Here is a 25958-nt window from a genome sequence, read left to right as displayed (position 1 = left end):
TGCAGAACCGGGCAAACATCATGGACAAGATCATGTCGCCGGGACCGAGCCGCCGAGGACTTCTCGAACGTGCATCCGCCCTCGCAGCGGTTGCCTTGGTGGGGCTTCAACACCGCGCGGCCGTCGCCGACTCGCCGCCCGAAACGGGCAGCGTGCGCTTTTGCCATTCGCCGTCGATCTGTGTTGCGCCGCAATACCTGGCCGGCGAACTGCTGCGCATGGAGGGGTTCAGCAGTGTCCAATACCTTCCGCTGGGTACGCGCGCCGGCCCGGACGCGCTGGCGGGCGGCGAGGCCGACATCTCCATGTGGTACACAACCGGCTTCCTGCCGGTGCTTGATGCGGGCAAGCGTGTGGTATTGCTGGCAGGCGTGCATCTGGGCTGTTGGGAACTGTTCGGCCACGGGAGCATGCGAAAGCTGAGCGATTTGAAGGGCAAGACGCTTGTCTGCGAGAAGTACATGGGGGGCGACCAAATCCTGCTGTCCAGCATGCTTTCGTATGCGGGCCTCAACCCGAAAGACGTCACCTGGCTGGCCCGCCCCGGCGAAAGCGCGATGAACACGTTCATCGACAAGCGGGCCGACGCGTTCCTTGCCTTTCCTCCTGAGCCGCAGGAGTTGCGCGCGCGGAAGGTCGGCCAAGTGCTGTTAGACACCAACGTTGATCGGCCTTGGTCGCAGTACTACTGCTGCATGATCGGCGCGAACCGCGACTACCTCCAGCGCAACCCAGTGGCGACAAAACACGTGCTGCGCGCGATCTTGAAGGCCGTCGACCTGTGCAAGGCCTCGCCGCAACAGGCGGCGGGCTACCTGCGCGACCACGGCTACGAGCCGCGGTATGACATCGGGCTCGAAGCGCTGAAGAAGCTCAACTATGACTACCGCACCGCCAACCCAGAAGACACCTTGCGCTTTCACGCATTGCGCCTGCGCGACGTCGGCCTGATCAAGTCCACGCCGCAAAAGCTCATTGCGGAAGCTACGGACTGGCGGTTTCTGGATGAACTGAAGCGGGAGTTGAAGGCGTGAGGAATGCCGCGGCCAGCGTTGCCTTGGCGATCTCGTCTCTGTTGGCGGGGTCGCTGATCGCACACGCCGCGCCAAGCACCGTCGACGAGCGCCTGCCCATGCTCGGCCCGGCACCGCCTTTCGCACTGGAGTCTGCAAAGGGCCCTCGCGTTGCGCTCGCCGATCTGCGCGGAAAGGTCTTGTTGGTCACCTTCGTGTTCACAACCTGCAGCGCGAGCTGCCCGATTCTCACGGCCAAGCTTGCCGAGGTCGGGCGCGGCCTGGGCGGCGAGTTCGACACACGGTACGCGTTCGTGGCCATTACAGTCGACCCGTTGAACGACACGCCGGCGCGTTTGCGCAGCTATGCGGCAGCATTCGGGGTTGACATGCCAGGCTGGTATTTCCTGACCGGAGCCCCCAAGGGCATTGACGAGGTGGTGCGACGCTATGGCGCGTATGCGAAGGCGGCAGACAATGGGGGTGTCGATCACCTGTTCCTGACGTCGCTGATCGACCGCGCCGGCATGCTGCGCGTGCAATACATGGGCACGCACTTCGACCCGCGGGAAATGCAGCGAGACCTCCAGATGCTGTCGAGTGAGTGACTTGCGCCGATGCCGTGAAACCCCATGATTGCACCCTTGCTTCGCTGGCTGCCCATGGCCGTCGCGCGAGCGCCGGCCACGGTGCACACCAAGCTGCTGGTGGCGTTTCTTGCCATCGTGGGGCTGTTGATCGCGATCGGTGCGGTCAGCCTCGCCGAACTGGGTCGGCTTAACCAGCGCGCCGAAGAGTTCGTTCAACTGCAACGCAAGATCGCGGCATACCGGCAGATGCAGCACAGCACCACCTCGCAGTTGTTCAGCGTGGCCACGGCGATGCTGGCGCCCGAGCCGGCCACGCTGGACGCGACGCTGCGCCAACTCGACCAGTTCGGCTACGACCTCGACCGGTTGATGTTCGTTGCAAAGGACGAAGTTGAGGTGCTACAGCGCGTGCGCCTTGAATACGACGGCTTCACCACCGCGGTAGGCGAAGTGATCGCGCTGGTCCGCGCCGGCAAGGTGACGGAAGGACGAATGGCGCAGCTTGAACGTGCGGGGCCGCATGCCGAACGGCTCGAGCGCCTGACGAATGAACTCGTCAACAAGGCCGAGGCCGACATGCTGGCGCGCATTGACGAAACCCATGACGGCTACACGGCCTCGCGGCGCTGGGTGGTGGCTTTTGCGGTAGGCAGCATTGTCCTTGCGCTGGGGCTGGGCTATGCGATCTCGTTGTCGTTGATCGACCCGCTGAAGCTGATGGGTGAGCGCTTCGATCAGATCGCCGCCGGAGACTTCACAAGTAAGTTGCAGGTGCCCAACCGCGACGAGTTGGGGGCTTTGGCCGGCAACCTGAATCACATGAGCGACGACTTGGGGCGCCTGTACGAGCGGCTCGCGGCCACCGCGGAAGTACTGCAGGTCATCAGCAGTTCGGTCGCCGACGCGCAGCCGGTCTTCGACCACATCGCACAGTCTGGCGAGCGATTGCTTCACGCCGAATCGTCGCAGATCAACCTGATCGGGTCAGATGGTTTGCTTCACATGGTCGCGTATAGCGGTACGCCCGAGAGCCGAAAATTCATCGCTGACAGTTTTCCCATGCCGCTTGATTCAACGTCGACGGCCCGTGCGATTGCCGAGCGGTGCGTTGTTCGATTCGACAACGTCGTGTCCGACGAACGTGCACCGGAGATTACCAGGCGGGTCGCCGCGCAAGGGGGAGCGCGCGCCTTTGTTGCAGCGCCGATGTTTTGGGAAGAAAGGGGCGTCGGTGCGATCATCGTCACGCGTGACGAGTTGCACCCGTTCGACGACAAGGAGGTCGCTCTCCTGAAAACCTTCGCCGACCAGGCGGCGATCGCCATCCAGAACTCGCGCCAGTTCCACGAAATCCAGGACAAGAGCAGGCAGATCGAAGCGGCGAACCGGCACAAGTCGGAGTTCCTGGCCGCGATGTCGCACGAACTGCGCACGCCCCTCAATGCCATCATCGGCTTCTCCGAAGTGCTGATCGAGCGCATGGTCGGCGAGGTCAACGACAAGCAACTCGAGTATTTGCGCGACATCCACAGCTCGGGGCACCATCTGCTGAGCCTCATCAACGACGTGCTCGACCTGTCGAAGATCGAGGCCGGCCGCATGGAGCTGAACCTCACGCGCTTTGACATCCACGAAACGCTCAACAGCGCAGCGATGCTGGTGCGAGAGCGTGTCACCCGCAATGGTTTGACGCTGTCGCTCGACGCGGCCGGCAACTTGGGCGACTGGGTGGCCGACCAGCGCAAGATCATGCAGGTGGTGGTAAACCTGTTGTCAAATGCGGTCAAGTTCACCCCCGTTGGCGGCAGCGTGACCCTGCGCGCCAGGCGCCTGCAAGGCGTTGAAGGCAGCGAAGTCGAGATCGCGGTGATCGACAACGGCATCGGCATTGCGCCGGACCAGCAGGCACTGGTGTTCGAGGAATTCCGCCAGGTTAGGAGCGATCAGCTCCGGAAGTCCGAAGGCACGGGGCTGGGCCTTGCGCTTGCGAAACGCTTCGTCGAACTCCATGGCGGGGCGATCCACCTTGAGAGTGCGCCTGGGATGGGCTCGAAGTTTGCGTTCACGCTTCCAGAGCTCCTGGGGGAGTCAACGTAATGGGCGCCTCAAAACGTAGATGCGAGCTTTGTGGTGTTCGATGCCGGGCTGCACGAGCCAAGGCAACCGAGAGCGGGCCAAAGTGAAGCCACCCGCACAGCGGGGCTCTGGCGCAAAAATTGATCGTGGCCGCTTGACACGGCGAGAGTGCTGGACGGTTCAGGCAGAAAGTATGGCATTCCAAACTGCAGGCGCGGCTTGGCCTCGAAGACGCAGCTTGCCGACATTGAACTGGCCTTTGCGGATGCGATGCAGCAGTTCGACGCCGGCGATCGTGACGGCCGCGCGATCGAAGACCTTGAAGCCCAGCATCGGCTTGATGCGCGACTTCACACCTCGATGGTCCTGCCCCACCATGTTGTTCAGCTAGCACGACGATCGCAACCGCGTGTCTTTCCAGCGAGGGCTCTGCGCGATTCTGTCGCAGTCGCAGTGCCGGGCCGAGCAAGTTCGCGTCGTGCCGTTTCGCTGAGAAAGCGAGCGAGTAGAACTTCGTTGCTGCGGACGAGGCTTGGCCTTCGAGGCAGTCCATCTGCCCCTTCATGATCATGTACATGGTCTCGATGCCGGCAATGAGCGCTCGTGCGGATCGGAATGACTTGAAGCCGAGCGTCGGCCGCACGATGCGTTTGACGGCCCGATGGTCTTGTTCGACGTGTTGTTGAGGTACTTCGACTGGCGCATCTCGATGGGCGCACCGGAGTCGGCTTGAATGCTCTGGATGGCGGCCCCGTTAGCACCGCTTCTGTCGAAGGTGACTTTCTCAGGCGCACCATGCAAACCGATGGCCTGTTCGAAAATGCATCGTGCGGCTGCATGTATGACCGTCACGGTCGACCGCTCGATACAGGTACTTCCATTGGCCCGCGACCTTAGTATAGGTTTCGTCCATGCGCCAGCTCATCGCCACCGCTCGCTTGCGTCGCCGAAAGACCGCGGCCCGCACAGGCAGGATCTTGATTGACCAGCAATGAACCGTCGCGTGATCGACGAATACGCCGCGCTCGGCCATCATCTCCTCGATGTGGCGCAGGCTCAGCGGATAGGTGGCGTACCAACGTACGGAAGTCAGCATCACCTCCAGCGGGTAATGCATCCGCATGATCATCTTGTGCAGAGAGCCGATCATCGCAGGGCTTTATTTTTTATCTCGCCGCAGCTTACCGTGCGTCGTTACCGCGACAGAACCAAGCCCGTCGCGTAGGCCTCATGGCTGCTTTCAGGTCCACCTCGGCCGCGCGGGGCGGCCCCACTCCATGACGGCTTGTGGCCGATTTGAGCCGGCCGCCATTCTTGAGTCTACGACCGCTTCCGCTGGCGCCGCTGCCTTCCAGCGATCACTTCACCCCAGCGGCTACCAGTCGCTCGACTGCGAGGACCGCGCTCCCCAGCCCTTCTTCCCCGGACATCCGGCTTCCCAGTTCGATCGCTTGCGCGCGGACCTCGTCCCGTTCGGCGAAGGCGATGCATCGCATGATCTCCGAACGGTCCATCTTCCTGGCGTTCACTGGCCTGTCCGCCACACCAAGACGGCGAAGGCGATCCGCCCAGAAGAATTGATCCCCGGCGAAGGGCACCACGACCGACGGCTTGCCGGCTCGCGCTGCGCTATGGGAGGTCCCCGACCCGCCGTGATGAACCACCATGGACGTCCGCGGGAAGAGCCATGTGTGGGGTGTGTCACCGACGACAAAGACGTTGTCTGGAAGACTGGGAGGCTCCACACCGCTCCAACCGGGGTAGAACAAGGCGCGCCTTCCATCGACTGCAGCGATCAGCGCTTCAGTCGTTCGGTGCGGGTCCAGGCCGGCCATGCTTCCGAAACCGACGTAGACGGGAGGTTCGCCGGATGCCAGAAACGCTTCGAGCTCCGGCGGCGGCGACCATTGAGGATCAGGCAGCGCCCACTGGCCGCAGGCCAGGGCATTCGGTGGCCAGTCCTGCGGTTGAGCGATCAGTGCGGGGGACACGCCGTACAGCATGGGGTGGTCTGTCCAGACGTGCGCACGCGCAGGCAGGCCACAGACGCTGGCGCGCGCCGCGTTGGTCGTCTTTCGCAAGGTCCGCCAGACCAGTTCATTGACGAGGCGGTGGCTGGATCGGTTCAGGACGCGCGGGACCAAGCCAGGCGGCAGAAATGGCGACGGGAAATCGGCGGTCGGCGTGATGGGGATGAAGCCCGTGCCGATGGCGGGAATGCCCCGATATTCGGCGACCGACAAGGCCACGAACGCGGCCAGCGCCGATGCCATGATGACATCGCAGCCCGCCGTCGCATCGGCCACTTCCCGCATCCACGCGGCGGTGTTCGCATTGGCCAGTTCAGCAAGCGCTTTTGCGGCATTGGTGAACCCGCCCTTCTTGCCACTCGAGCCTGAAAGTTTCGCCTTGGGCTGGAGGGCTGTTCGAATGTCGCCGGACAGCGCCTGCGAGGGAATGCCCAACCCCGTCGCCGACCCAAGCGTCGAAGCGTCGGCAAGGAGCAGGACCTGGTGGCCTGCATCCATGAGGGCCCGGCACAGCGCCGCAAGTGGGCGGGTATCGCCTTCGGTTCCGTAGGTGACGACGACGATCTTCACCGTTTGCCCATGGTCATTGCTTGCAGTGTGGCTCATGTGCAGATCCGCATGCCCTCGACTTTTTGGCTGATTGACTTCGTTGCCGATGATCACTACGCTGCGCTTCCATTTGGTGTTAGTGCTCGCTCTCTTTTGAAGACCCTCAAAGGTCTGAACGACGCGAGCCCAGAAGAATCGAGACGCCATCCGAATGGCGCAAGGCCCGACCTTTCCCCCCGGAGGCACCCATGTCATTGCCGAGAATCGAGGACCTGCTCACGCCGACGATGCGCGCCGATCTGGCGGCCCTGGCGCAGGGCGCCGTGCCCTTGCAGCGCTGGATCGCACTGAAGGCCTACAACCCGCAGGCCGACCCGACCTTCGCCGGCCAACCCATGCCTTGGCGGGCACCGGGGCAGTCCTTGACCCCGGCGGACACCGGCTTCGATTGCTTTTTCGAAGGCCTGCTGCGCGAGACCTCGGACGACATCCAGGCGCAGGCACGCTGGCAGCGCGTCGCCGCTCAACCGCTGGCGGCTTCGCCACTGGATCGCGTTGCGGCCTGGCGCGCTGAAAGGGGCCTGGAGGAGTTCGCATCCTTCGGCATCGTGCCCTCGCAAAACGTGCTGCTGGACAGCCAGAACCAGCAGATCGCCCGCCTGCCCTTCTACGCCGACACGCTGCGCGACCTGGCCTATTGCCTGGGCGTCTCGAGACCACACGACGACGCGGGCTGGGAGGCCCTGGCGCATGCGCTCTTCACCGACACACTGCCCGCCTGGCCAGGCACCGTGTACCCCGCCAGCGTTTTCATGAACCAGTTTGCCGCCGACGTGTTGTATGCGCTCCTGGGCATGCGAAACGAGTCTGCCGTACCCGGCCAACCCAGCTATGCAACCGCAGTGCTGACCGAACTGGGACAGGCGCGAAGACGCGGCAACAAGAACACGCCCGCCCAGGCCGGGGAAGCGGTCACGCGCTTCGTGGCGCAGATCCAGGCCGACCTTCGCAAGGCCGTTGCGCCTGCGACCGAAAGGGCAAGCTCATGAACCAACGTCGCGTGGACTTTGTCATCGTGGGCTCCGGCGGCGGCGGAGGCACCCTGAGCTGGATGCTGGCCAAGGCCGGCTACCGCGTCGTCGTGCTCGACCAGGGCGCCGACTGGTCGCTGCCGAAGGAGGAAGTGAACACGCCTTTCGACCCCGGCCTGCACGACGAATATCGATTCCAGCAACAAAAGCCGGACGGCAAACGCCAGCCGCGGGGCGACTACAACACCTTCAGGCCCACCGAGGAACTGCAAGCCCGCCCGCTCAACTCCAACATGATCGGCGGATGGAGTGCGACGACCCTGGGCGGCGGCTCCAACCTGTGGGGCGGCTGGGCCGTGCGCGCCTTGCCCATCGATTTCCGGCTGCGCAGCCACTACACAAAAACGGGCCAGCTCGATCAATTCCGGGCATGGGGCTACGACGTCGCCGACTGGCCGGTGTCCTATGACGAGATGGAGCCCTACTTCAACGTCACCGAGGCAATGCTGGCCGTCAATGGCGACCGAGAGGCGATGAACCAGGCCCTGGTGGGCAGCCCCTGGTACAAGGCCTTCAAGACACTGAACCCGGACGTCGCCGGCTATGGCCGCTGGGAGTCCACCTTTCCCTATCCGTCACCACCCTATCCGCAAAAACCGGTGGGCCAGTTCTTCTTCGACGGTGCCCAGGCGGCCGGCGTGACGTGCCTGCCCATTCCCACCGCACTGGTCAACCCCGGCAGCGATGGCTACCGTACCCGTGCGGAGTTGGCCAAGGCTGCCAGCACCGTCCCGGATGGCCCGGGCAGCGCCTTCTGGCACCAGGATCCCGAAGCGCTGTGGTCCGACCGCGTGCGCGCGGCCTGCAACATGTGCGGCTTTTGCGAAGACTTCATTTGCTGGGGCAGCAATGCACCCAAGAGCGGCGTCTTCTCGACCACGCTGGTGGAGATGCGCGACCTGCCCGAGCATGCCGACGTGCGTTGCAACGCCAAGGTCTACGAGGTGCTGTACGACTCTCGCCTGCGGCGCGCGAATGGCGTGCGCTATCTGGACATCACCGATCCCGACCGGCCCGTGAAGCACGAAGTGCTCGCGAAGTATGTGGTGTTGTCCTGCGGGGCCGTGCAGTCCGCCCGCCTGCTGCTGATGTCAGGACCGCCCGAAGGCTTGGGCAACCGCTACGGCAACGTCGGCCGCAACGTGATGTTCCATCTCTTCAACATGAGTTCGAGCGTGCAGTTGCCACCGCAATACCAGGGCCTGCTGCACCCCGAGCTGGGCAACATCGGCTCGACCACCAGCTACGACAACTACTTCATTCCGGGCGAGACCGCCGACTCCTGGTGGAAGATGGGCATCATGACGGCCGCGGAAAAGAAGAACCCGCTGCACGGCGCCGTCAATTCGCTTCAGGGGGGCGCCATCGGCATGGACCTCCTGGGCCAGATGGACGACTACACGCGCCAGCTGGACCTGCGCACCACGGGCGACGACCATCCGATGCCGCGCAACCGCGTCACGCTGGATCCGCAGTACGTGGACGAGTACGGCTTGCCGGTCGCACGCATCACGCGCAGTTTCGGCGAACACGAGCAACTGTTGTTCCGCTTGATGAAGGCGCGCTTTCGGGAAATCTTCGCGGTCTACGAAAAGATCGGCATCGACTTCACGCTGTCCGACCCGCAGTTGCTCACGCTCTTCGGCGACCACCAGATGGGCACCTGCCGCATGGGCGACGACCCGCGCACGTCCGTGCTCGACCGCCACTGCCGCATGCACGAGGTCCCCAACGTCTTCGTCGTCGACACCAGTTGCTTTCCCACATCGCTGGGCGTCAACCCGATGGCAACGGCCATGGCCAACGCCATGCGCGTCGGCAGCTACCTGGTTGACGCGCTGCGCCGCGGCAACGAACTGAACTGAAGGGGCCGCTGTGATCTGGCAAAACTGGGCCGGCAACGTCACGGCCACCCCCGCGGGCATCCATGCCCCCGTCACCGTCGAAGCGCTGTGCGCGGTGCTGGCCGAGGCACGCAGGACGAAGCAGCGCGTGCGTGTGGTCGGCAGCGGCCACAGCTGGAGTCCGCTGGTGCAGACCAGCGGATTGCTCATCAGCATGGCGAACTTTGCCGAGCTCTCGCTCGACGCCGCAGCGGGTGTGCTCACCCTGGGGTCGGGGGTCACGGTCGATCAGCTCGCGCAATTCATGCTGGATCGCAAGGTCTGCGTCCCTTCCAGCGTGGGCATCGGGCTGGGCGAGGCCACCATGGGCGGCGTTTTCTCCACGGGGTGTCACGGCTCCGGCATCGACACGCCGTCCGTCTCGGACTGGATCGAAGGCGTCGAACTGGTCACCTCGCAGGGCGAACTGCGCGAGTACTCGCTCGAGCGCGACGGTGACCAGGTGATGAATGCGCTGCGCCTGTCGCTCGGCATGCTGGGCATCGTCACGCGCTACCGCATTCGTGTGCTTCCCATGTTCAATGTCCACGTTGTCGAATGGAAGGAACGCGTCGACACCGCGCTCGCGGGAGTGAAAGGCCTGGTGATGGACAACGACTACGCCGAAGTCTCCTGGATGCCCTTCAACGACAGCCTGTGGATGCAGAAGGCCAACAAGACAGACTTGCCCGTCACGCGCAACAGCTTTGCGCCGCCGGCCAACGCCTTTCGCGACCGGCTCTATGAATTCGGAAGCGCGCTTGCGCTGGACGCGATCGAATCCAACCCGTCACTCATCCCCGACGTGCTGCGCGCCAGTTTTCAGATGCTCGATCCGGGCGACTATGTCTCCAGCATCACGCACTATGTGCATTGCGCGGACTATGGTTTCTTTCTGGATCGCTACCGCCTTCTGGACATCGAAGTGGTCTTTGATATCGATGAGGAATTCGACAGCGTGCGAAGAGCCTTTGCCCTGACCGCGGCCAAGGTCGACGAATGGAAGGTGCGCGGCCAGTACCCGCTCAACTCGACGCTGGGATTTCGCTTCATACGCAACAGCGATGCGCTTCTCTCGTCATGCCGGGGCAACACACGCACTTGCATGGCGGAACTCTTCAGCTATCACAAGACCCCGCTGTTCGCCGAATTCGCGGCCGAGGTCCTGTCGGTGTGGATGGCCGAACTTCCCCGCGCGCGCACGCATTGGGCCAAGGCGTTCCAGTACATGCCCGACGCACCCACCGCCATGCGAAAGGCTTTCGCTTCCCAAATCGATGAATTCCTGGCTGTCCGCCAACAGATGAACGTGGATCCGGACGACCTGTTCGTCAATGAGGCGCTCGGCGCGATCTTCGGGATCCATTGACTTCAATCGCGGACATGGCGCTCCAGGACTTCTGGAGACGCAAGGCAAGTCCGCTGTTTACGTCCTTCCCCTCCCTCAGGAAGGGGGGCGCGCGCAGGGCCGGGCGATAAATTTACGCATAGCCCGACACCTCCCATTCTTCGTTGCCGCAGCGTCGGGCGCGGCTCACCCCACCGGAGAACGGCATGGCTTTCCTCAGAGCGTGTTTGCACGAATTGCGCGTCACGCGTCGCGACTGGCACCCGGTAGCCGCACACCGCATCACGCACACAGGATCGATTCATGAATTCGCCTGAACCAGTACTGGTACGCCAAGGCAGCGAGACCGTGAAGTCTTCGCTCAAGGTCGAGGTTTTCCTTGATTTCGTCTGCCCGTGGTGCCTGATCGGAGCACGCCATCTCGACACCGCCGCGAGCCGGCTGGCAGAGCTGCGGCCCGATGTGCAACTGCAAGTCGTGTGGTGTTCGTATCCCCTGCTCCCCGACACCCCGGTGGGCGGCCTGCCCTACCAGGCGTTCTACGTGAATCGCCTCGGCAGCCCCGAAGCCGTCGCAATGCGCCGTGCGCAGGTGCAGCAAGCCGGCACCGCCGCGGGAATCCGCTTCGCGTTCGATCGAATCGGGGTGTTGCCGAACACCGCCGCTACCCACGCGCTGCTCGCGCAGGCGGCCGTCCACGGCACCGACGCGCAGCAGGCCCGTTTGATCCAGCGGATCTTCACGGCCTATTTCATGGAGGGCGAAGACATCGGCAATACGTCCGTACTCAAGCGACTGGCGCTGGAGTGCGGGCTCGACGCCGGGGATGCGCAAGCTGGCATCGACCCTCATGTGCCCGCAAGGCTCCGCTATCCGATCAGCGGGGTGCCTTGCTTTGTTCTCGACGAATCGTTCGCGCTATCGGGCGCCGCATCGCCCGATGCGCTGCTCGACCTCATGTTGCGGGCGCTCGACGCCTAGCTTCAATTCAAAACCACCGGGAGCTTCGAGCGGCACGTTCCGCGGCGCTCGCTCGCCCGCATTCACTCTGGAGACATACGGAAATGAAGAAATCCCTCATCGCCCTGGCCTCGCTGGCTGTTGCCGGCGCCGCCTCGGCCCAATCGTCGGTGACGCTGTTCGGCGTGGCAGACGTCGCCGTCAGCGGCTACAAGAACCAGTCGGAAACGCCGGCCGGAGTAACGGTCACCAAGAGCCAGACGGTCTTGTCCAGCGGTGGCTACAACAACAGCCGCCTGGGCTTGCGCGGCACGGAAGACCTGGGCGGCGGCGTCTCCGCCGGCTTCTGGCTGGAAGCGGGGCTCACCATCGACAACGGCGGCGGCGCCGCGACGGGCGGCGGCCTGAGCTTCAACCGGCGCTCGACGGTGAGCCTGTCCGGCACGCTCGGTGAACTGCGCCTGGGTCGCGACTACGTCCCGACCTTCTGGAACGACGGCATCTTCGATCCCTTCAACACCAACGGCGTGGGCACCAGCCTGATCGCGACCGCCAGCGGCGGCACCGCCCTGGGCGTGCCCAACAGCGGCTTCCAGTCGAATCGCAACTACGTTCGCGCCTCCAATTCGGTCGGCTACTTCCTGCCTTCCAACCTGGGCGGCCTCTATGGCCAGTTCATGTACGCCATGAACGAGAAGGTCAGCACGAACCCGGGCAACCTGACCCCTCCCGGCGCTGCCGCGATTGCCGCCAACCCGGCGCTCGCAGCCACGGCCGACGACACGCGCGTGGGCCGGTACATCGGTGGCCGCCTGGGGTACGCCAGCGGCCCGCTCGACGTCGCCGTTGCCTATGGCAAGAGCACCATCGGCTCCAACTACTACCTTGGCAGCACGACCACGCTGGACACCTGGAACCTGGGTGCCTCGTACGACTTCGGGCTTGTAAAACTTTTCGGTGAGTATTCGAACAACAGGCAGGTCACCGACCTGGCGGCCAACTCGCCCATTCCAGCCGGGTTCACCAAGCCCGGTGCCAATGGCGGCGTTGTCGGCGTGAACGTGCCGGTCGGCGTCGGCGTGATCCGGGCGTCCTACTCGGCGGTCTACTACAACCACGTGAGCGCGAACATTGCCGGCGTGACGAACGAGCCGAAGTCCGACCAGTGGGCCCTTGGCTACGTGCACAACCTGTCCAAGCGCACGGCGCTGTATACGACCGCCGCCTACCTGAAAAACAAGAACGGCGCCTCGCTGGCCGTCACCGGCGCGCCCACCTTCATCGCGGGCACGATCCCCGGTGGTGCAGGCATCGCCTTGCCGAGCTCGTCCGTCGGGTACGACATCGGCATCCGCCACTCGTTCTGAAAGCGGGCGAAGTGCTCATGGCCACCCCTGAATTCGTGCTTCGGCTGCCAGGCCCGCGGTCACGGATTCCAGGCGGAGCACCTGCCTCCAGGCGCACGCCCTGAGGGTTTCCCACCCCCTCGCCCCCTCCACCAAGGAGGGGCTGGGGTGGGGACGTCGCTTACAGAATTTCACACGCTCCACAGCCCCCTGCATGCAGGGGAATCCGACCACAAACCAAGACCTGGAAACACGTGTACCACGCCAAACGCAAGACGGGATCCCTCGAAGCCCGCTCGTCCTTCCCACTCGCTGCCGTCGCAGCAGCTGTCGCCCTCGTGACTCTTGCTTCGGGCGCAAGCGCGTTCGAACTGGAGACCGGCAACCCCGACCTGTCGGTGCGCTGGGACAACACGGTGCGCTACAACTACGCGAACCGTGTCGAGGAGCGCGACTCGAAGATCGGCAACTCGGCCGTATCGGACGAAGGCACCTACAGCTTCAACAAGGGCCAGACCGTCTCGAACCGCCTCGACCTGCTGACCGAATTCGACATTGCCTACAAGAAGCGCTACGGCGGTCGCGTGAGTGCCGCCGGCTGGTATGACGCCGCCTACGGCGCGGACAGCAAGACCAACCCGAACCCGCCGCTGTCCAACATTCCCAGCTACATCGGCAAGAAGTACAGCGACTACACCCGCCGTTACTACGAAGGCCCCTCGGGCGAACTGCTCGACGCCTTCGTCTTCGGCGGCGTCGACCTCGGCGAAGTGCCCGTCAATGCCAAGCTGGGCCGCCACACCGTGTACTGGGGCGAGTCGCTGTTCCTCGCTGGCAACCTGCACGGCGTGGCCTATGCGCAGAACCCACTGGACCTGCAAAAGGGCTTCGCCACGCCGGGCGTGGAAGCCAAGGAACTGTTCCGCCCGCTGAACCAGTTGTCGGCGCAGGCCCAGCTGACCGAGGATCTCTCGGTTGCCGCGCAGTACATGCTCGAGTGGGAGTCCTACCGCTATCCCGAGGGCGGCACCTACCTCGGCCCGGTGGACTTCGCCTTCAACGGCCCGGACCGCCAGTTCATCTCGCCCGCACTGGGCTTCGCCCGTCGCGGCGACCCTTCGGAGCCCAAGCAGCGCGGTGAAGGCGGCCTCTCGGCACGCTGGAGCCCCGCATGGCTGGACGGCACCATGGGCGCCTACTGGCGCACCTTTGCCGACAAGCTGCCGCAGACCTTCCTGACGCAGGTCGGCCCCGGCGTCAGCCGCTACAACCTCATCTACGCCGACAACATCGACCTGTACGGCGTGAGCCTGGCGAAGAACATCGCCGGCGTCAGCGTGGGCAGCGAACTCTCCTATCGCCACAACACGCCGCTCAACAGCACGGTTCTGGGCATCGCGCCCGGACTGCCCGCGCAAGGCGACACCAAGGGCCCGCGCGGCGACACCTACCACGGGCTCGTCAACGCCGTGGGCGTGATCAACAAGACCCCGCTGTTCGACACCGCCACCTGGGCGGCCGAACTGGTGTGGTCGCAATGGGCCAAGGTGAACAGCGGCGCCAACCTGTTCTTTGCCGAAGGCTTCGCGGCCTGCGCCGGCAAGGACAAGTGGGACGGCTGTACCACCAAGAACTACGTCGGCGCCGGCTTCGCGTTCACGCCCACCTGGTACCAGGTGTGGCCCGGCATCGATCTCTATGCGCCCATGACCTACGCGGTGGGCCTCAGCGGCAACGCTGCCACGGTCTTCGGCGGCAACCAGCGCAATGGCAACTACAGCGTTGGCCTGGGTGTCGATGTACGCCAGAAGTACCGCTTCGACCTGAAATACATCGACTACCTCGGCGAATACCGCAGCACCAACGGCACCGCGGTCACCAGCCAGAACGGCTTCACGACGCTGCTCAAGGACCGCGGCTTCGTGAGCCTCACCTTCAAGACCTCTTTCTGAGACAACCACCATGAAACTCTCCAGCTCATTGATCGCCGGCATCGTTGCCGCATCGACCGGCCTGGCCGCGCAGGCGGCCATCACGGCCGACGAGGCCAAGGCCCTCGGCACCACGCTCACGCCGGTCGGCGCCGACAAAGGCGCCAACAAGGACGGCACCATCCCCGCGTACACCGGTGGCCTGACCAAGGCACCGGCGGACTTCAAGGCCGGCGACGGCGTGCGCCCCAACCCCTTCGCCGGCGAGAAGCCGCGCCTCGTGATCGACGCCAAGAACATGGCCAGCCACGCGGACAAGCTGACCGACGGCACCAAGGCCCTGCTGCAGAAGTACCCGGACTTCCGCCTGGACGTCTACCCGACGCACCGCACCGTGACCTTTCCGAAGTTCGTGCTGGACAACACCGCCAAGAGCGCGGTCACGGCCAAGACGACCAACGATGGCCGTTCGATCGAAGGCGTGCACGCGGGCTTTCCGTTCCCCATTCCCAAGGACGGCTATGAAGCCATGTGGAACCACCTGGTGCGCTTCAACGGCCAGAGCTACGAGGCCAAGTACCGCAACCTGAACGTCGATGCCAGCGGCCGCCCTGCCCTGGCCACCGAAGGCGTCAGCGTGCAGGACTTTCCGTTCTGGGACACCAGCAAGAGCGCTGCCGACACCTACTGGCGCATCAAGCTCACCTACACGGGCCCCGCGCGCCGCGCCGGTGAAGCCTTGCTGATCGTCGACCCGCTGGACATCGGCCAGAAGGACCGCCGCGCCTGGAGCTACCTGCCCGGCCAGCGCCGCGTCAAGGTGGCGCCGGACCTGTCGTTCGACACGCCCAACCCCGGCACCGCAGGCGCCACGACCTTCGACGACACCTTCATCTTCAACGGCTCGATGGACCGCTTCGACTTCAAGCTGGTCGGCAAGAAGGAGATGTACGTGCCCTACAACGCCTATGGCGCGGTGTACCAGTCCAAGCAGGACGACCTGCTCAAGCCCAACTTCCTGAACCCCGACCTCGTGCGCTGGGAACTGCACCGCGTGTGGGCCGTGGAAGCCACGCTGCGCGACGGCAAGCGCCACGTCTACAGCAAGCGCACCTTCTACCTCGACGAGGACTCGTGGGCAGCGCTGGCGTCGGACAACTATGACGCACGCGGCCAGCTCTACCGCGCCGGCTTCGCCTACATGGCACCCAGCTACGACCTGCCTGCGCCGTACACCGACATGTTCGGCCACTACGACTTCGCATCGCGCGTCTATTCGCTGACGGGCTACATCGCGGAAACCGGCGGTCTGCGCCACACCAAGGCGCTGTCCGACCGCGAGTGGACCGCCGATTCGCTCGCCGGTTCCGGCGTGCGCTGATCGGGGAGCGACATGATGAGCGCGAAGCGAGTCACCCGGGGCGGTCGCGCCCTGGCCCTGGCACTGTCGGTTGCCGCATGCGCCGCTGGCGTCGCGGCGTGGTCCGCACAGGCCGCGCCGGACAAGGGCTGGCGCGACGTGCTGGACACGCCGGCCGTGAAGAGCCCGCTCGCATCGCGCGCATTGCTCAACGGACTGGCCAGTGCCGGCAGCCGCATCGTGGCGGTGGGCCAGCGCGGCCACATCGTCTACTCCGACGATGCCGGCAAGAGCTGGCAGCAGGCCGAAGTGCCTGTGAGTTCGGACTTGGTTGCCGTGACCTTTCCGGATGAGAGGAACGGATGGGCCGTGGGCCATGACGGCATCGTGCTGCGCAGCACCGATGCCGGCCTGACCTGGACCCGCAAGCTCGACGGCCGTCAGGTCGGCGAGGTCATGTCGCGCTACTACGCACGTGAGGCCGAGGCCCTGTCGGCCAGCGACCCGAAGCGCGCCGCAGCGCTGCTTGAAGAGGCACGGCGCTTCGAGGCGCAAGGCGCCGAGAACCCCTTCCTCGACGTGTGGTTCCGCGATGCAACCAACGGCTACGTCGTGGGCGCTTTCGGCCTGGTGCTGCAAACCGCCGACGGTGGCGCCACCTGGGAGCCGCGCCTGCATGCCGTCGACAACCCCAAGGGCCTGCACCTCTATGCGGTGCGTGGCATCGGCTCCGACATCTACATCGCCGGCGAGCAAGGGCTGCTGCTCAAGCTCGCGCAGGGCGACACACGTTTTCGCGCGCTCGAACTGCCCTACAAGGGCACGCTGTTCGGCGTCACCGGCAATGCCGGTTCATTGCTTGCCTATGGCCTGCGCGGCACCGTGCTGCGCAGCACCGACGGCGGGCGCAGCTGGCAGCAGACGCCCACGGGCCTGCAGGTCGGCCTGACGGCCGGCACGCGGCAGGACGACGGACGCATCGTCATCGTCAGCCAGGCGGGCCACATCCTGACCAGCAACGATGAAGGCGCCACTTTCAAGGCCGCCTCCACCGAACGCACCGTCCCCGCCGCCGCGGTGGTCGTCCCCGCCAAGGGCACGGTCGTCATCGCCGGGCCGCGCGGCGCCCAAACGCTTGCACTGCCCTGACAAAACGGGCAGCGGAGAAACGCACATGCACACCCCCACGTCCGCGGACCTGTCCGCGCCGGGTTCGCTCGACCAGTTCGACACCCGCTCCGGCTCGCGCCTGGAAAACCTCATCTTCAACCACCGCCTCGTGGTGATGGTGGCCTGCGGCCTCATCACGCTGCTGCTGGGCCTGGTGGCCGCGACGAAGCTCACGCTCAACGCCAGCTTCGAGAAGATGCTGCCCCAGGGCCACCCCTACATCCAGAACTACCTGGAGCATCGCGCCGACCTGCGCGGGCTGGGCAACTCCCTGCGCATCGTCGTGGAGAACACCAACGGCGACATCTACGACCCGAAGTACCTCGCCTCGCTCAAGAAGATCCAGGACGAACTCTTCCTGACGCCGGGCGTGGACCGCGCGTGGCTGAAGTCACTGTGGGCACCCGCCGTGCGCTGGACCGAAGTGACCGAGGAAGGCTTTCGCGGCGGTCCGGTGATGCCCGACAACTACAACGGCTCGCCCGCCGCCACCGAGCAGCTGCGCGGCAACATCGCACGCGCCGGATTGGTGGGCGGACTGGTCGGCAATGACTTCAAGTCCAGCATGATCGTCGTGCCGCTGCTGGACCAGGACGCTTCGACCGGTCAGCGCATCGACTACCGCGGCCTGTCGCGCGCGCTGGAGCAGATGCGCGCGCGCTACGAGACGGATGCGCAAGGCCAGCCCACGGGCATCCGCATGCACAGCATCGGCTTCGCCAAGCTGGTGGGCGACCTGATCGAAGGTCTCTATGCGGTGGCGCTGTACTTCGGCATTGCTGCGCTGGTGGCCACGCTCATCATCTATTTCTACACGCGTTGCGTGCGCAGTACGGCGCTGGTGGTTGCGTGCTCGCTGGTGGCGGTCGTGTGGCAACTGGGGATGGTGGCCGGGCTCGGTTTCGAGCTGGATCCCTATTCGATTCTCGTGCCCTTCCTCGTCTTCGCGATTGGCGTGTCGCACGGCGCGCAGAAGATGAACGGCATCATGCAGGACATCGGCCGCGGCGCCCACCGACTGGTGGCCGCACGCTTCACCTTCCGCCGACTGTTCCTGGCAGGACTCACCGCATTGGTGGCCGACGCCGTGGGCTTCGCGGTGCTGATGATGATCGACATCCCGGTCATCCAGGACCTGGCGCTCACCGCCAGCATCGGCGTGGCCGTGCTCATCGTGACCAACCTGATCCTGTTGCCGGTGCTGCTGTCGTACATCGGCGTCAGCGACGATGCGGCGCAACGCAGCCTGCGCGCCGAACAGGGCGAGTCGGGCGGCATCAACCGCGTCTACGGCTGGCTCGAACGTTTCACCGAACGACGCTGGGCGCTGGCCACCGTGGCTGCGGCCGCCGCACTGCTGGCCGTGGGCTTCGCAGCGAGCACGCACCTGAAGATCGGCGACCTGGACCCGGGCGCGCCCGAACTGCGGCCGGACTCGCGCTACAACCGCGACAACGCGTACGTCACGGGCCACTACTCGCTGTCGAGCGACACCTTCGCGGTGATCGTCAAGACCGCCAAGGAAGGCTGCCTGCGCTACGAGACGCTGGTCGAGGCCGATCGCCTCGCGTGGACGCTGCAACAGGTGCCGGGTGTGCAGACAACCATGTCGCTCACCAATGCCGTGCGCCAGATCACCGCCGGCAGCAACGAGGGCAGCCCCAAGTGGCTGACGATCGCGCGCAACCAGGACGTGCTGAACTACGGCGCGCAGCAGGCCAGCGTGAACAACCCCGAACTGTTCAACACCGAATGCTCGGTGATGCCGGTGATCGCCTACCTGTCCGACCATCGCGCCGAGACGCTGGACCGCGTGGTGCAAACCAGCGCCGCTTTCGCGGACGCGCACAACAACGGCGATCGCAAGTTCCTGCTCGCAGCGGGCGGCGCCGGCATCGAGGCCGCCACCAACATCGTGGTGCACAAGGCCTGGACGCAGATGCTGGTGCTCGTGTATGCAGCGGTCATCGTGCTGTGCTTCGTCACCTTCCGCAGCTGGCGTGCCGTGGTGGTGGCTGTCGTGCCGCTGGTCATCACGTCGGTGCTTTGCGAGGCCTTGATGGTCTGGCTGGGCATCGGCGTCAAGGTGGCCACGTTGCCGGTGATCGCGCTGGGCGTGGGCATCGGCGTGGACTATGCGCTGTACCTGCTGAGCGTGCAGCTCGCGCAGCAACGCGCCGGCGCCACGCTGGGCCAGGCTTACCGTGTGGCGTTGCAGTTCACCGGCAAGGTCGTCGTGCTGGTGGGCGTCACGCTGGCGGCTGGCGTTCTGACGTGGGCGCTGTCGCCCATCAAGTTCCAGGCCGACATGGGCATCCTGCTCGCGTTCATGTTCATCTGGAACATGGTGGGTGCGGTGCTGCTGATCCCGGCGTTGTCGCACTTCCTGCTGCGCAAGCCGGTGACGGCGCTGGCGGGTGTCGAGGTGCCGCGCGTCGAGCCGACCGCGGTGGCTTGATACGCTTGATACGCGAAAGGCGACCCTTCCCGCTTCCCTCGCTCATGGTCATGCGCAGCCCCCGGCTCAGCGCAGCGGCAACATGCCCGCCATCACCTGGTTGAGCGAAAACACGATCTGCGCCTGCCGGCCCGTGGCCAAGCACCACAGGCCGGCGCGGCGCGCAATGGTGGCCTCGTCGCTGGGCTCGAAGCGCGGTGGCTGGCCGGGAGTGCGCTGCTCGTCGAAGACCTCCAGCAGTGCACGCCAGCCTTCCGGCGGCAGTGTGCTGGCAACCGCTCTCAAGTACGCGGCCGTGCGCTCTGGCGGCAGGCGGTCCGTGCCCAGGCCGTCCTGGACGATCCACACCACACCCGTGCCACGGTGCAAGCGCAGGAGCATGCGGGCGAAGTCTTCCGGCGAACTGGCGCCCGAGTAGAAGACGCTGGCGTACAGCGGGGTTTGCGGCGCACCGGGCGCCATGGCCGACAGTGCATCCCGCATGGGTGCCAGGTAGTTGCGCAACATGCGCTCGCGCGCCGGGCTTTGCCAATTCAGATCGTCGATCTCCTGCGGCAGGTACCAACCCGCCAACTCCAACGGCGGCGGGCGGCGCAAGACCCGGCGCGCCAGCGCCACGGACTTGTCCCGGCTCGCGGCCAGGTGCGCGCGCAACACCGGGTCGGGCTGCTGCAACACGCGGTAGTAGTCCGGATCCATGTGGAGCCCGAAGATCAGCTTCAGGCCAGTCGTCTCCCATTGCCGCAGGCCTGTGGCCAACCAGCCCGCCTCGCCCCGCGGCCAGAACTCGTGGTCGCCGTAGCTGGCCCATTGCAGCAGCACATGCGCGTAACCCTGGCGCTGCACCTCCTGCCCCAGGGCGCGCCAACCGGATGCATCGAGCCCGGCGTGCGCGGCCCAAGGCTGCCAGATGATGGTCCGTTGCGGTGACGCCGGGCACATCGGAGAAACGGACGGATCGGCCGCCATGGCAAGGGCGCTTGCGGCAATCAGCAGGCCCAGGCCGGGCCTGGCAATACATGAGGCGATCAATGCAGCACGGCCCATCTCAGTTGCACGGTATGGCGGTCGGTGGTGTTGCCGCCCACCACCCGGCGCACTTCCAGCGAAAGGCGCTGGCTGAGAGCGGGCGCGCGGTATTTGTCTTCCTGGTGCCATGTCTGCAACGCCAGGCCCAGCCCGACATCCAGGCGTGTGACATCGACCCGTGCCAGGCTGTCGTTGCTGGCCGCGTAGCCGCCTGTCAGGTAGGGCATGACGGTCGCCTTGAAGGGTGCGTCCTGCAGCTTGTGCTGCCAGCCCCATTCACCTGACAGCGTCACGTAATAGTTGCGCGCGCGCACCAGCCAGGCCAGGTCGGCGAAGACGTTGGCGTAGAGCCAGCCACTGGCCACGGGGTTCCAGTCGCCGGCCCAGGTGTGGGAGCCGGACAGGCGCAGCATGAAATCGTCCTCGGGCTCGGCGGACTTGCGCCACAGGTACTCGGCCGAGCCGACGATCATGTAGCTTTGCGACAGGCGCTGTCGCACACCCACGCCCAGCAACTGGTTGTCGGGCTGCAGCTCCAGGCTGCGGTCCTGCAGGCCCTGGGCGGCGCGCGCAAAGGCCCAGGTGGGCAGTTGCGCGCCCAGTGGGGTGTAGCGGTAGGAGGCACCCAGGTTCAGCGAGCCGCCGTATTGGGCATAGTCGATCGGCGACAAGGGACGGCCGCTGTCGGGTCCATGGTCCAGCCGCACGATCGTGTTGGCGTCCCAGTTGAATCGGTCCTCCTGCGTCTGCACCGCGCGGCGCCAGCCGAACAGGCGGCGTTGCGCCTCTTCGTCGGAAAGACCCAGGCGACGGCTGATGCTGGCGTGCTCGTCGATCGCGGCGCGCCCAAGGCGGATCGAGTCTTCGGGCCGGTCCTGCCGCTGCGCGAGCAACGCCATCTCGGGCAGCAGTTCGGTGCGCTGGCCATCGAGTTGCCATGCGGCCTCGAACTGGCGCAGCGCTTCGTCCTCAGCGCCGGCAGCCCTCAGTTGATAGCCGTAGGCCGCACGCACTTGCGCGTCTTGCGGTGCCAGGCGAGCCGCCTCGGCCAGGGCGGCTTGGGCGTTGGCGGCGTCGCCACCCTTCGCCAGGCTGCCGGCCTCTCCGGCGAGCGCCTGCGCAGCCAGGCTGCCATCGTCGCCGGCCAAGGTGCGCGCCGCAGCGAAATGACGGCCAGCACGTGCCGCATCGTCGTTGCTGCAATAGCCAGCCGCGAGTTGCTGGCGTGCGGTCGTGAGCGGCGCGGACGCATCGGGTGGCACGAGTTGCAGCACGCTGGCGCAGTCGCGGCCTTGCAGCGTCAGAACCAGACCCTCGCGCACCGGCGCGTTCAGGCGGCCCGCCTCCTGCAGTTGCTGCAGCCTGGCCACCGCCTCGGGATAGCGCGCCGCATCGATCAAAGGCAGGACTTCCGATTCAGCCGTGGGTGGTGGTGGTGGCGGTGGTGGTGGCGGCGGGGATGTGGCGGGCGTCGACACCTGCGCGGGCGCGACCGTCGGTTGCCGCGGCCGCGGTGCCGGCCGGGGCGCAGGTGCGGCGCGGGCGTCGGTGCGGGGAAGCGCAGATGCCGGTGCCGGTGCCGGTGCCGGTGCCGGTGCAGGTGCCGAAGCACTGGCGGCAGCCTGTGGCGGGGCCGGTGCCGCGGCCGGGGCTTGCGCTGGCGGCTGGGCCGGGCGCTTGGCGAAGGCATCCTGCCAAGCCTTGCGATCCCGCGCATCCATACCGACTTGGTTGGCATCCAGCCAGGCCACGGCCGCTGCCGCCTCATCGACACGCCCCAGGCGCAGCAGGGCATCCACCCAGAAGCGGCCGAGCGTGCTGCGCGTCGTGGCACGCAGGCTGCCCAGGCGCAGGGCTGCGGGTGCCAACTGCACCAGGTCGGCGTCGCGCCCTTCGAGGTGGGCGACATAGCCGAGCATCGCGGTCCCCATTCCGTCTTCAGGCCTGCGAACCTGCCACGCCTGGCCGAGTTCGCGGATGCAGGCGCGGTCTTGCTGCGCGTCGCAGATGTTGAACTTGAGCACCCCGGCATCACGGTTGCCGGGATCGATGCGCTCCGCCTGCTCGACTTGCTGGCGAGCCTGGGTGTAGCGCTTTTCCTGGTAGAGGCGGTGGGCCTCGGCCAGTCGCGGATAGCTGCGAAAGCTGCGCAATTCACCGGCCAGCCAGGTGGCGCTGGCCGGCGCGCTTGCGCCACTGCCCAGCGCCACCAAAAGGCCGAGTACCCCCCATCGCCTCATGGCTCGTGCTCTCCGGCGTGCAGGTCCGGAAAGACATGGTGGGTCTTGTCCCAGTGCACCGGTCGGCCGCTGCGTTCGCTGCGCCGCGTCAGGCTGAATGCGCGAAAGAAGGCGCCGATGTTGATGAGATTGCCCACCACCATGCGTGGCACCGATTGCACGGCCTGCCAGAAGCCAAAGAAGCGCTGGGTGCAAATGAAGCGCTGCAGCAACCGGTTGAGCATGAAGACAAAGTTGACGAGGGCCAGTGTCCAGAAGATGCTTTCCGGTGGAATCAGATGAGGAAAGCGCCACCAGGTCGGGTTGATCGCCTCGTGCAAGTTGCGCAGCAGCACCACGACCACGATCAGGTAGCCCAGCAGCAGCGAGGGAAAAGCCAGCACGCTCTTGCGGTCGCGCATCAGCACATAACGCATGCCCAGTCCACCGCGCCAACCGAGCTTGCGCCAACTCTGGAACACGATGCCGACCACCCAGCGCGCTTTCTGCCGCACCGCGCGCGACGCGCTGTCGGGGAAGTACTCCTGCACGCACACCATGTCATGCACGCCGGGACGGCCGAACCAGGCCGGCGGCCGGCCTTCGAAGCGCACCGGATAGTGCACCAGCATCTCGCGCGCACCCACCTCGTGCAGGCGAACGCCGATTTCGTAGTCCTCGGTCAGCGTGGAGTCATCGAACACCCTCCCGCTGTTGATCTCTTGCAGCAACGCGATCGCATTGCGGCTGAAGGCCGTGCCCACGCCGGCACTGGGCACTTGGCCGGTCAGGTGCTGGCGCACCAGGAGGTCCTTGCCGTGCCACTCGGCGAACTCGTCCACATAGTGGTTGCCTACCATTTGCGTCCAGCGCCGCACCAGCGGCATCACCGGCAGTTGCACCAGGTCGTAGTGCGGCACCAGGTGGTTGAACACGCGCAGTTCCAGCGGATGCACCACGTCCTCGGCGTCGTGGTAGGACAGGCAGCCGAAGTGCAGGCCCTGCTGGGTCTCGAAGTCCGTGATGGCGGCAATGACGTGATTCAGGCAATCGGCCTTGGTCGTCGGGCCGGGCCGGCTCGTGACCACCTTGTGGATGTGCGGATAGCGGGTCACCACCTTGTCGACCTCGGCTTGCGTTTCGGCGTCGTTGGGGTAGGTGCCGATGAAGACGTGGTAGCGCTCGTAGTCGAAGCTCCTGGCCAGGTAGTCGGCCATGCGCGCGATGACCGGCGCCTCTTGCCAGGCCGGGATCATGATGGCGATGTGCTGCTGCTCGTCCTGGTAGAGCACGTCGGCATGGGCCGGCAGCTCGGGGCTGCGTCGCCAGTTGCGCCAATGCGCCAGGCGCCACAGCCAATAGTGCAGGTCGATGAAGAAATCGTCGATCGAACTGATCAGGATGATCACGATGCCAATGCGCAGCAGCATCGAAATACAGAACCAGAAGAAGGCGAGGAAGTCGACCAGGTCCAGCGTCATGCCAGGCTCCGGTCCCATTGCGCAAGGCGCTCGGCAATCTGCCGTGCTGCGGTGCCGTCGCCGTACGGGTTGTGGGCCAGGGCCATGCGCTGATAGGCCGCTGGCTCGTCGAGCAGGCGCTGGACGGCGCCCACGATGCGCTGCACGTCGGTACCCACCAGCTCGGCGGTGCCCGCGGCCAGCGCCTCGGGCCGCTCGGTGGTCTCGCGCATCACCAGCACCGGTTTGGCCAGGACAGGCGCCTCCTCCTGCAGGCCGCCGCTGTCGGTCAGCACCAGATGGCAATTCTTCAGCAGCCAGACGAACGGCAGGTAGTCCTGCGGTGCGATCAGGTGCACGTGGGCGCGGCCGGCCAGCATGGCCTGCACCGGTGCCTGCACGTTGGGGTTGAGGTGCACCGGGTAGACGATCTGCACGTCGGGGCGCTCGGCCAGCGTGGCCAATGCACGGCAGATGTTCTCGAAGCCTTCGCCGAAGTTTTCCCTGCGGTGGCCGGTGACGAGGATCAGGCGGCGCGAAGGATCCAGCGGCGGCAAAGAGGCCGCCAGGCGCGCGCCCAGCGCGGCATCGTCGTCAATGCGCCGGCTCACCGCTTTCAGGGCATCGATCACTGTGTTGCCGGTCACGGCGATGTGCGCTGGCGGTACGCCCTCCTTGATGAGCGCGTCGGCAGCGCGTTGTGTGGGGGCGAAGTGCAGTCTCCCCACCAGTCCGACGACACGGCGGTTGAACTCCTCCGGCCACGGCGCGTAGAGGTCGCCTGTGCGCAGCCCGGCCTCCACGTGCCCGACAGGGATGCGCCGATAAAAGGCCGCCAGGCCGGCGACGAAGCTGGTGGTGGTGTCGCCGTGTACCAGCACGATGTGCGGTGGGCGCCGATGCAGCACCTTGTCCAGCCCGCTGAGCGCCCGGGCGCTCAGCTCGGCCAGGGTCTGGTCGGGGCGCATCAGGTCCAGATCTTCGTCGGGCACCAGATCGAAAAGCTCCAGCACCTGGTCCAGCATCTGGCGATGCTGCGCCGTGACGCATAGACGGCAGGCGAAACGAGCGTCGGCCTTCAGCGCACGCACCACGGGTGCCATTTTGATGGCCTCAGGTCGGGTGCCAAACACGCACAGCGCCTGCAGCGGCGAGGCGACAGGGTGCGGGGCTTGAGGGTCGCTGGACTTGGGCATGGCGGTGCCGCTTTCCGCTTTCCATTCGGGAGCGCAAGCATAAGCGCTGCGGCGCGCGTCGGCCAGAGCTCGCCGTCATGAAGATGCGTGGTAGCGGCCCACTGCTGCGCAAGCGTTGCCAATCACAGGCTTCGAGCGCGACGCGCGCACAAAGCGCTCGCTGGCGATCGAGGTCTTCCTCGATGTCGCTTCGCAAGCCGAGGCATGCGGCGACCTGCACGCGACATCGCAGCGATAGTCCCCCGAATC

Annotated in this window: 17 protein-coding genes and 2 pseudogenes; 12 read left to right on the top strand and 7 right to left on the bottom strand. The window is 65.7% G+C overall.

Annotated elements, in window-relative coordinates; translation table 11 throughout:
• The first annotated feature begins 20 nt into the window (after positions 1-20).
• The 3 genes from QTI66_RS01680 to QTI66_RS01670 are packed head-to-tail and all read left to right on the top strand — an operon-like array spanning position 21 to position 3700.
• Positions 21-1034 (top strand): ABC transporter substrate-binding protein, encoded by a 1014-nt coding sequence (locus tag QTI66_RS01680; protein WP_286557043.1) that lies wholly within the window; start codon positions 21-23, stop codon positions 1032-1034.
• A complete protein-coding gene (locus tag QTI66_RS01675) occupies positions 1031-1621 on the top strand; it encodes an SCO family protein (protein ID WP_286557042.1) in 591 nt (196 codons plus the stop codon). The genes QTI66_RS01680 and QTI66_RS01675 overlap by 4 nt, the downstream gene beginning before the upstream one ends.
• A gap of 24 nt (positions 1622-1645) precedes the next feature.
• Positions 1646-3700: an ATP-binding protein gene (locus QTI66_RS01670; protein WP_286557040.1), complete on the top strand. Its 2055-nt coding sequence runs from the start codon at positions 1646-1648 to the stop codon at positions 3698-3700.
• Positions 3701-3859: 159 nt separating this feature from the next.
• On the opposite strand, the pseudogene QTI66_RS01665 reads toward QTI66_RS01670, so the two are convergent.
• The 3 genes and pseudogenes from QTI66_RS01665 to QTI66_RS01655 form a co-directional block, all read right to left on the bottom strand.
• A pseudogene (locus QTI66_RS01665) lies at positions 3860-4093 on the bottom strand (DDE-type integrase/transposase/recombinase); the annotation flags it as partial.
• An 82-nt stretch (positions 4094-4175) separates the two neighbouring features.
• Positions 4176-4829: pseudogene (locus tag QTI66_RS39890) on the bottom strand (IS6 family transposase); the annotation flags it as partial.
• A gap of 208 nt (positions 4830-5037) precedes the next feature.
• Complete coding sequence (locus QTI66_RS01655) at positions 5038-6279, bottom strand: glycosyltransferase (protein WP_286557794.1); 1242 nt, start codon at positions 6277-6279, stop codon at positions 5038-5040.
• A 227-nt stretch (positions 6280-6506) separates the two neighbouring features.
• Between QTI66_RS01655 and QTI66_RS01650 the strand changes: the two genes are divergently transcribed.
• From QTI66_RS01650 to QTI66_RS01610, 9 genes are all read left to right on the top strand, one after another.
• Entirely contained in the window at positions 6507-7307 is an 801-nt protein-coding gene (locus QTI66_RS01650; RefSeq protein ID WP_286557039.1) for a hypothetical protein, read from the top strand.
• Positions 7304-9214 carry a GMC oxidoreductase gene (locus QTI66_RS01645; protein WP_286557038.1) on the top strand — a complete coding sequence of 637 codons (1911 nt, stop codon included), beginning with the start codon at positions 7304-7306 and terminating at the stop codon, positions 9212-9214. The genes QTI66_RS01650 and QTI66_RS01645 overlap by 4 nt, the downstream gene beginning before the upstream one ends.
• A 10-nt stretch (positions 9215-9224) precedes the next feature.
• Complete coding sequence (locus QTI66_RS01640) at positions 9225-10601, top strand: FAD-binding protein (RefSeq protein WP_286557037.1); 1377 nt, start codon at positions 9225-9227, stop codon at positions 10599-10601.
• Positions 10602-10883: 282 nt separating this feature from the next.
• Positions 10884-11561 (top strand): DsbA family oxidoreductase, encoded by a 678-nt coding sequence (locus QTI66_RS01635; protein WP_286557036.1) that lies wholly within the window; start codon positions 10884-10886, stop codon positions 11559-11561.
• Between the two features lie 83 nt (positions 11562-11644).
• Entirely contained in the window at positions 11645-12907 is a 1263-nt protein-coding gene (locus QTI66_RS01630) for a porin (protein WP_286557034.1), read from the top strand.
• Positions 12908-13140: 233 nt separating this feature from the next.
• Positions 13141-14838, top strand: a complete 1698-nt coding sequence (locus QTI66_RS01625) for a DUF1302 domain-containing protein (protein WP_286557032.1) — start codon at positions 13141-13143, stop codon at positions 14836-14838.
• A 10-nt stretch (positions 14839-14848) separates the two neighbouring features.
• Positions 14849-16198, top strand: coding sequence for a DUF1329 domain-containing protein (locus QTI66_RS01620; RefSeq protein WP_286557030.1), 1350 nt, complete (start codon positions 14849-14851; stop codon positions 16196-16198).
• A gap of 12 nt (positions 16199-16210) precedes the next feature.
• A complete protein-coding gene (locus QTI66_RS01615) occupies positions 16211-17326 on the top strand; it encodes a WD40/YVTN/BNR-like repeat-containing protein (RefSeq protein ID WP_286557028.1) in 1116 nt (371 codons plus the stop codon).
• A gap of 25 nt (positions 17327-17351) precedes the next feature.
• Positions 17352-19805: an efflux RND transporter permease subunit gene (locus QTI66_RS01610; protein WP_286557026.1), complete on the top strand. Its 2454-nt coding sequence runs from the start codon at positions 17352-17354 to the stop codon at positions 19803-19805.
• Positions 19806-19871: 66 nt separating this feature from the next.
• Here the strand turns inward: QTI66_RS01610 and QTI66_RS01605 are convergent, their stop codons facing one another.
• Genes QTI66_RS01605 through wecB form a run of 4 tightly spaced genes read right to left on the bottom strand, consistent with a single transcriptional unit; the run spans position 19872 to position 25709 of the window.
• Entirely contained in the window at positions 19872-20852 is a 981-nt protein-coding gene (locus QTI66_RS01605) for a DUF4434 domain-containing protein (protein WP_286557025.1), read from the bottom strand.
• A complete protein-coding gene (locus QTI66_RS01600; protein WP_286557023.1) occupies positions 20834-23074 on the bottom strand; it encodes an NfrA family protein in 2241 nt (746 codons plus the stop codon). The genes QTI66_RS01605 and QTI66_RS01600 overlap by 19 nt, the downstream gene beginning before the upstream one ends.
• A complete protein-coding gene (locus tag QTI66_RS01595) occupies positions 23071-24534 on the bottom strand; it encodes a glycosyl transferase family protein (protein WP_286557022.1) in 1464 nt (487 codons plus the stop codon). The genes QTI66_RS01600 and QTI66_RS01595 overlap by 4 nt, the downstream gene beginning before the upstream one ends.
• Positions 24531-25709: a non-hydrolyzing UDP-N-acetylglucosamine 2-epimerase gene (gene wecB, locus QTI66_RS01590; RefSeq protein ID WP_286557020.1), complete on the bottom strand. Its 1179-nt coding sequence runs from the start codon at positions 25707-25709 to the stop codon at positions 24531-24533. The genes QTI66_RS01595 and wecB overlap by 4 nt, the downstream gene beginning before the upstream one ends.
• Positions 25710-25958: the final 249 nt, after the last annotated feature.

The organism is Variovorax brevis (assembly GCF_030317105.1).
Lineage (GTDB): Bacteria > Pseudomonadota > Gammaproteobacteria > Burkholderiales > Burkholderiaceae_C > Variovorax > Variovorax brevis.
Note: the sequence above shows the minus strand (reverse complement) of the source record. Positions and strands in the feature narration are given on the sequence as shown.

Coding starts and splice junctions, on each gene's coding strand:
- QTI66_RS01670 (WP_286557040.1), top strand. CDS start 1,646: ATGATTGCACCCTTGCTTCGCTGGCTGCCCATGGCCGTCGCGCGAGCG.
- QTI66_RS01595 (WP_286557022.1), bottom strand. CDS start 24,534: ATGACGCTGGACCTGGTCGACTTCCTCGCCTTCTTCTGGTTCTGTATT.
- QTI66_RS01620 (WP_286557030.1), top strand. CDS start 14,849: ATGAAACTCTCCAGCTCATTGATCGCCGGCATCGTTGCCGCATCGACC.
- QTI66_RS01615 (WP_286557028.1), top strand. CDS start 16,211: ATGATGAGCGCGAAGCGAGTCACCCGGGGCGGTCGCGCCCTGGCCCTG.
- QTI66_RS01630 (WP_286557034.1), top strand. CDS start 11,645: ATGAAGAAATCCCTCATCGCCCTGGCCTCGCTGGCTGTTGCCGGCGCC.
- QTI66_RS01605 (WP_286557025.1), bottom strand. CDS start 20,852: ATGGGCCGTGCTGCATTGATCGCCTCATGTATTGCCAGGCCCGGCCTG.
- QTI66_RS01600 (WP_286557023.1), bottom strand. CDS start 23,074: ATGAGGCGATGGGGGGTACTCGGCCTTTTGGTGGCGCTGGGCAGTGGC.
- QTI66_RS01680 (WP_286557043.1), top strand. CDS start 21: ATGGACAAGATCATGTCGCCGGGACCGAGCCGCCGAGGACTTCTCGAA.
- QTI66_RS01635 (WP_286557036.1), top strand. CDS start 10,884: ATGAATTCGCCTGAACCAGTACTGGTACGCCAAGGCAGCGAGACCGTG.
- QTI66_RS01610 (WP_286557026.1), top strand. CDS start 17,352: ATGCACACCCCCACGTCCGCGGACCTGTCCGCGCCGGGTTCGCTCGAC.
- QTI66_RS01645 (WP_286557038.1), top strand. CDS start 7,304: ATGAACCAACGTCGCGTGGACTTTGTCATCGTGGGCTCCGGCGGCGGC.
- wecB (WP_286557020.1), bottom strand. CDS start 25,709: ATGCCCAAGTCCAGCGACCCTCAAGCCCCGCACCCTGTCGCCTCGCCG.
- QTI66_RS01650 (WP_286557039.1), top strand. CDS start 6,507: ATGTCATTGCCGAGAATCGAGGACCTGCTCACGCCGACGATGCGCGCC.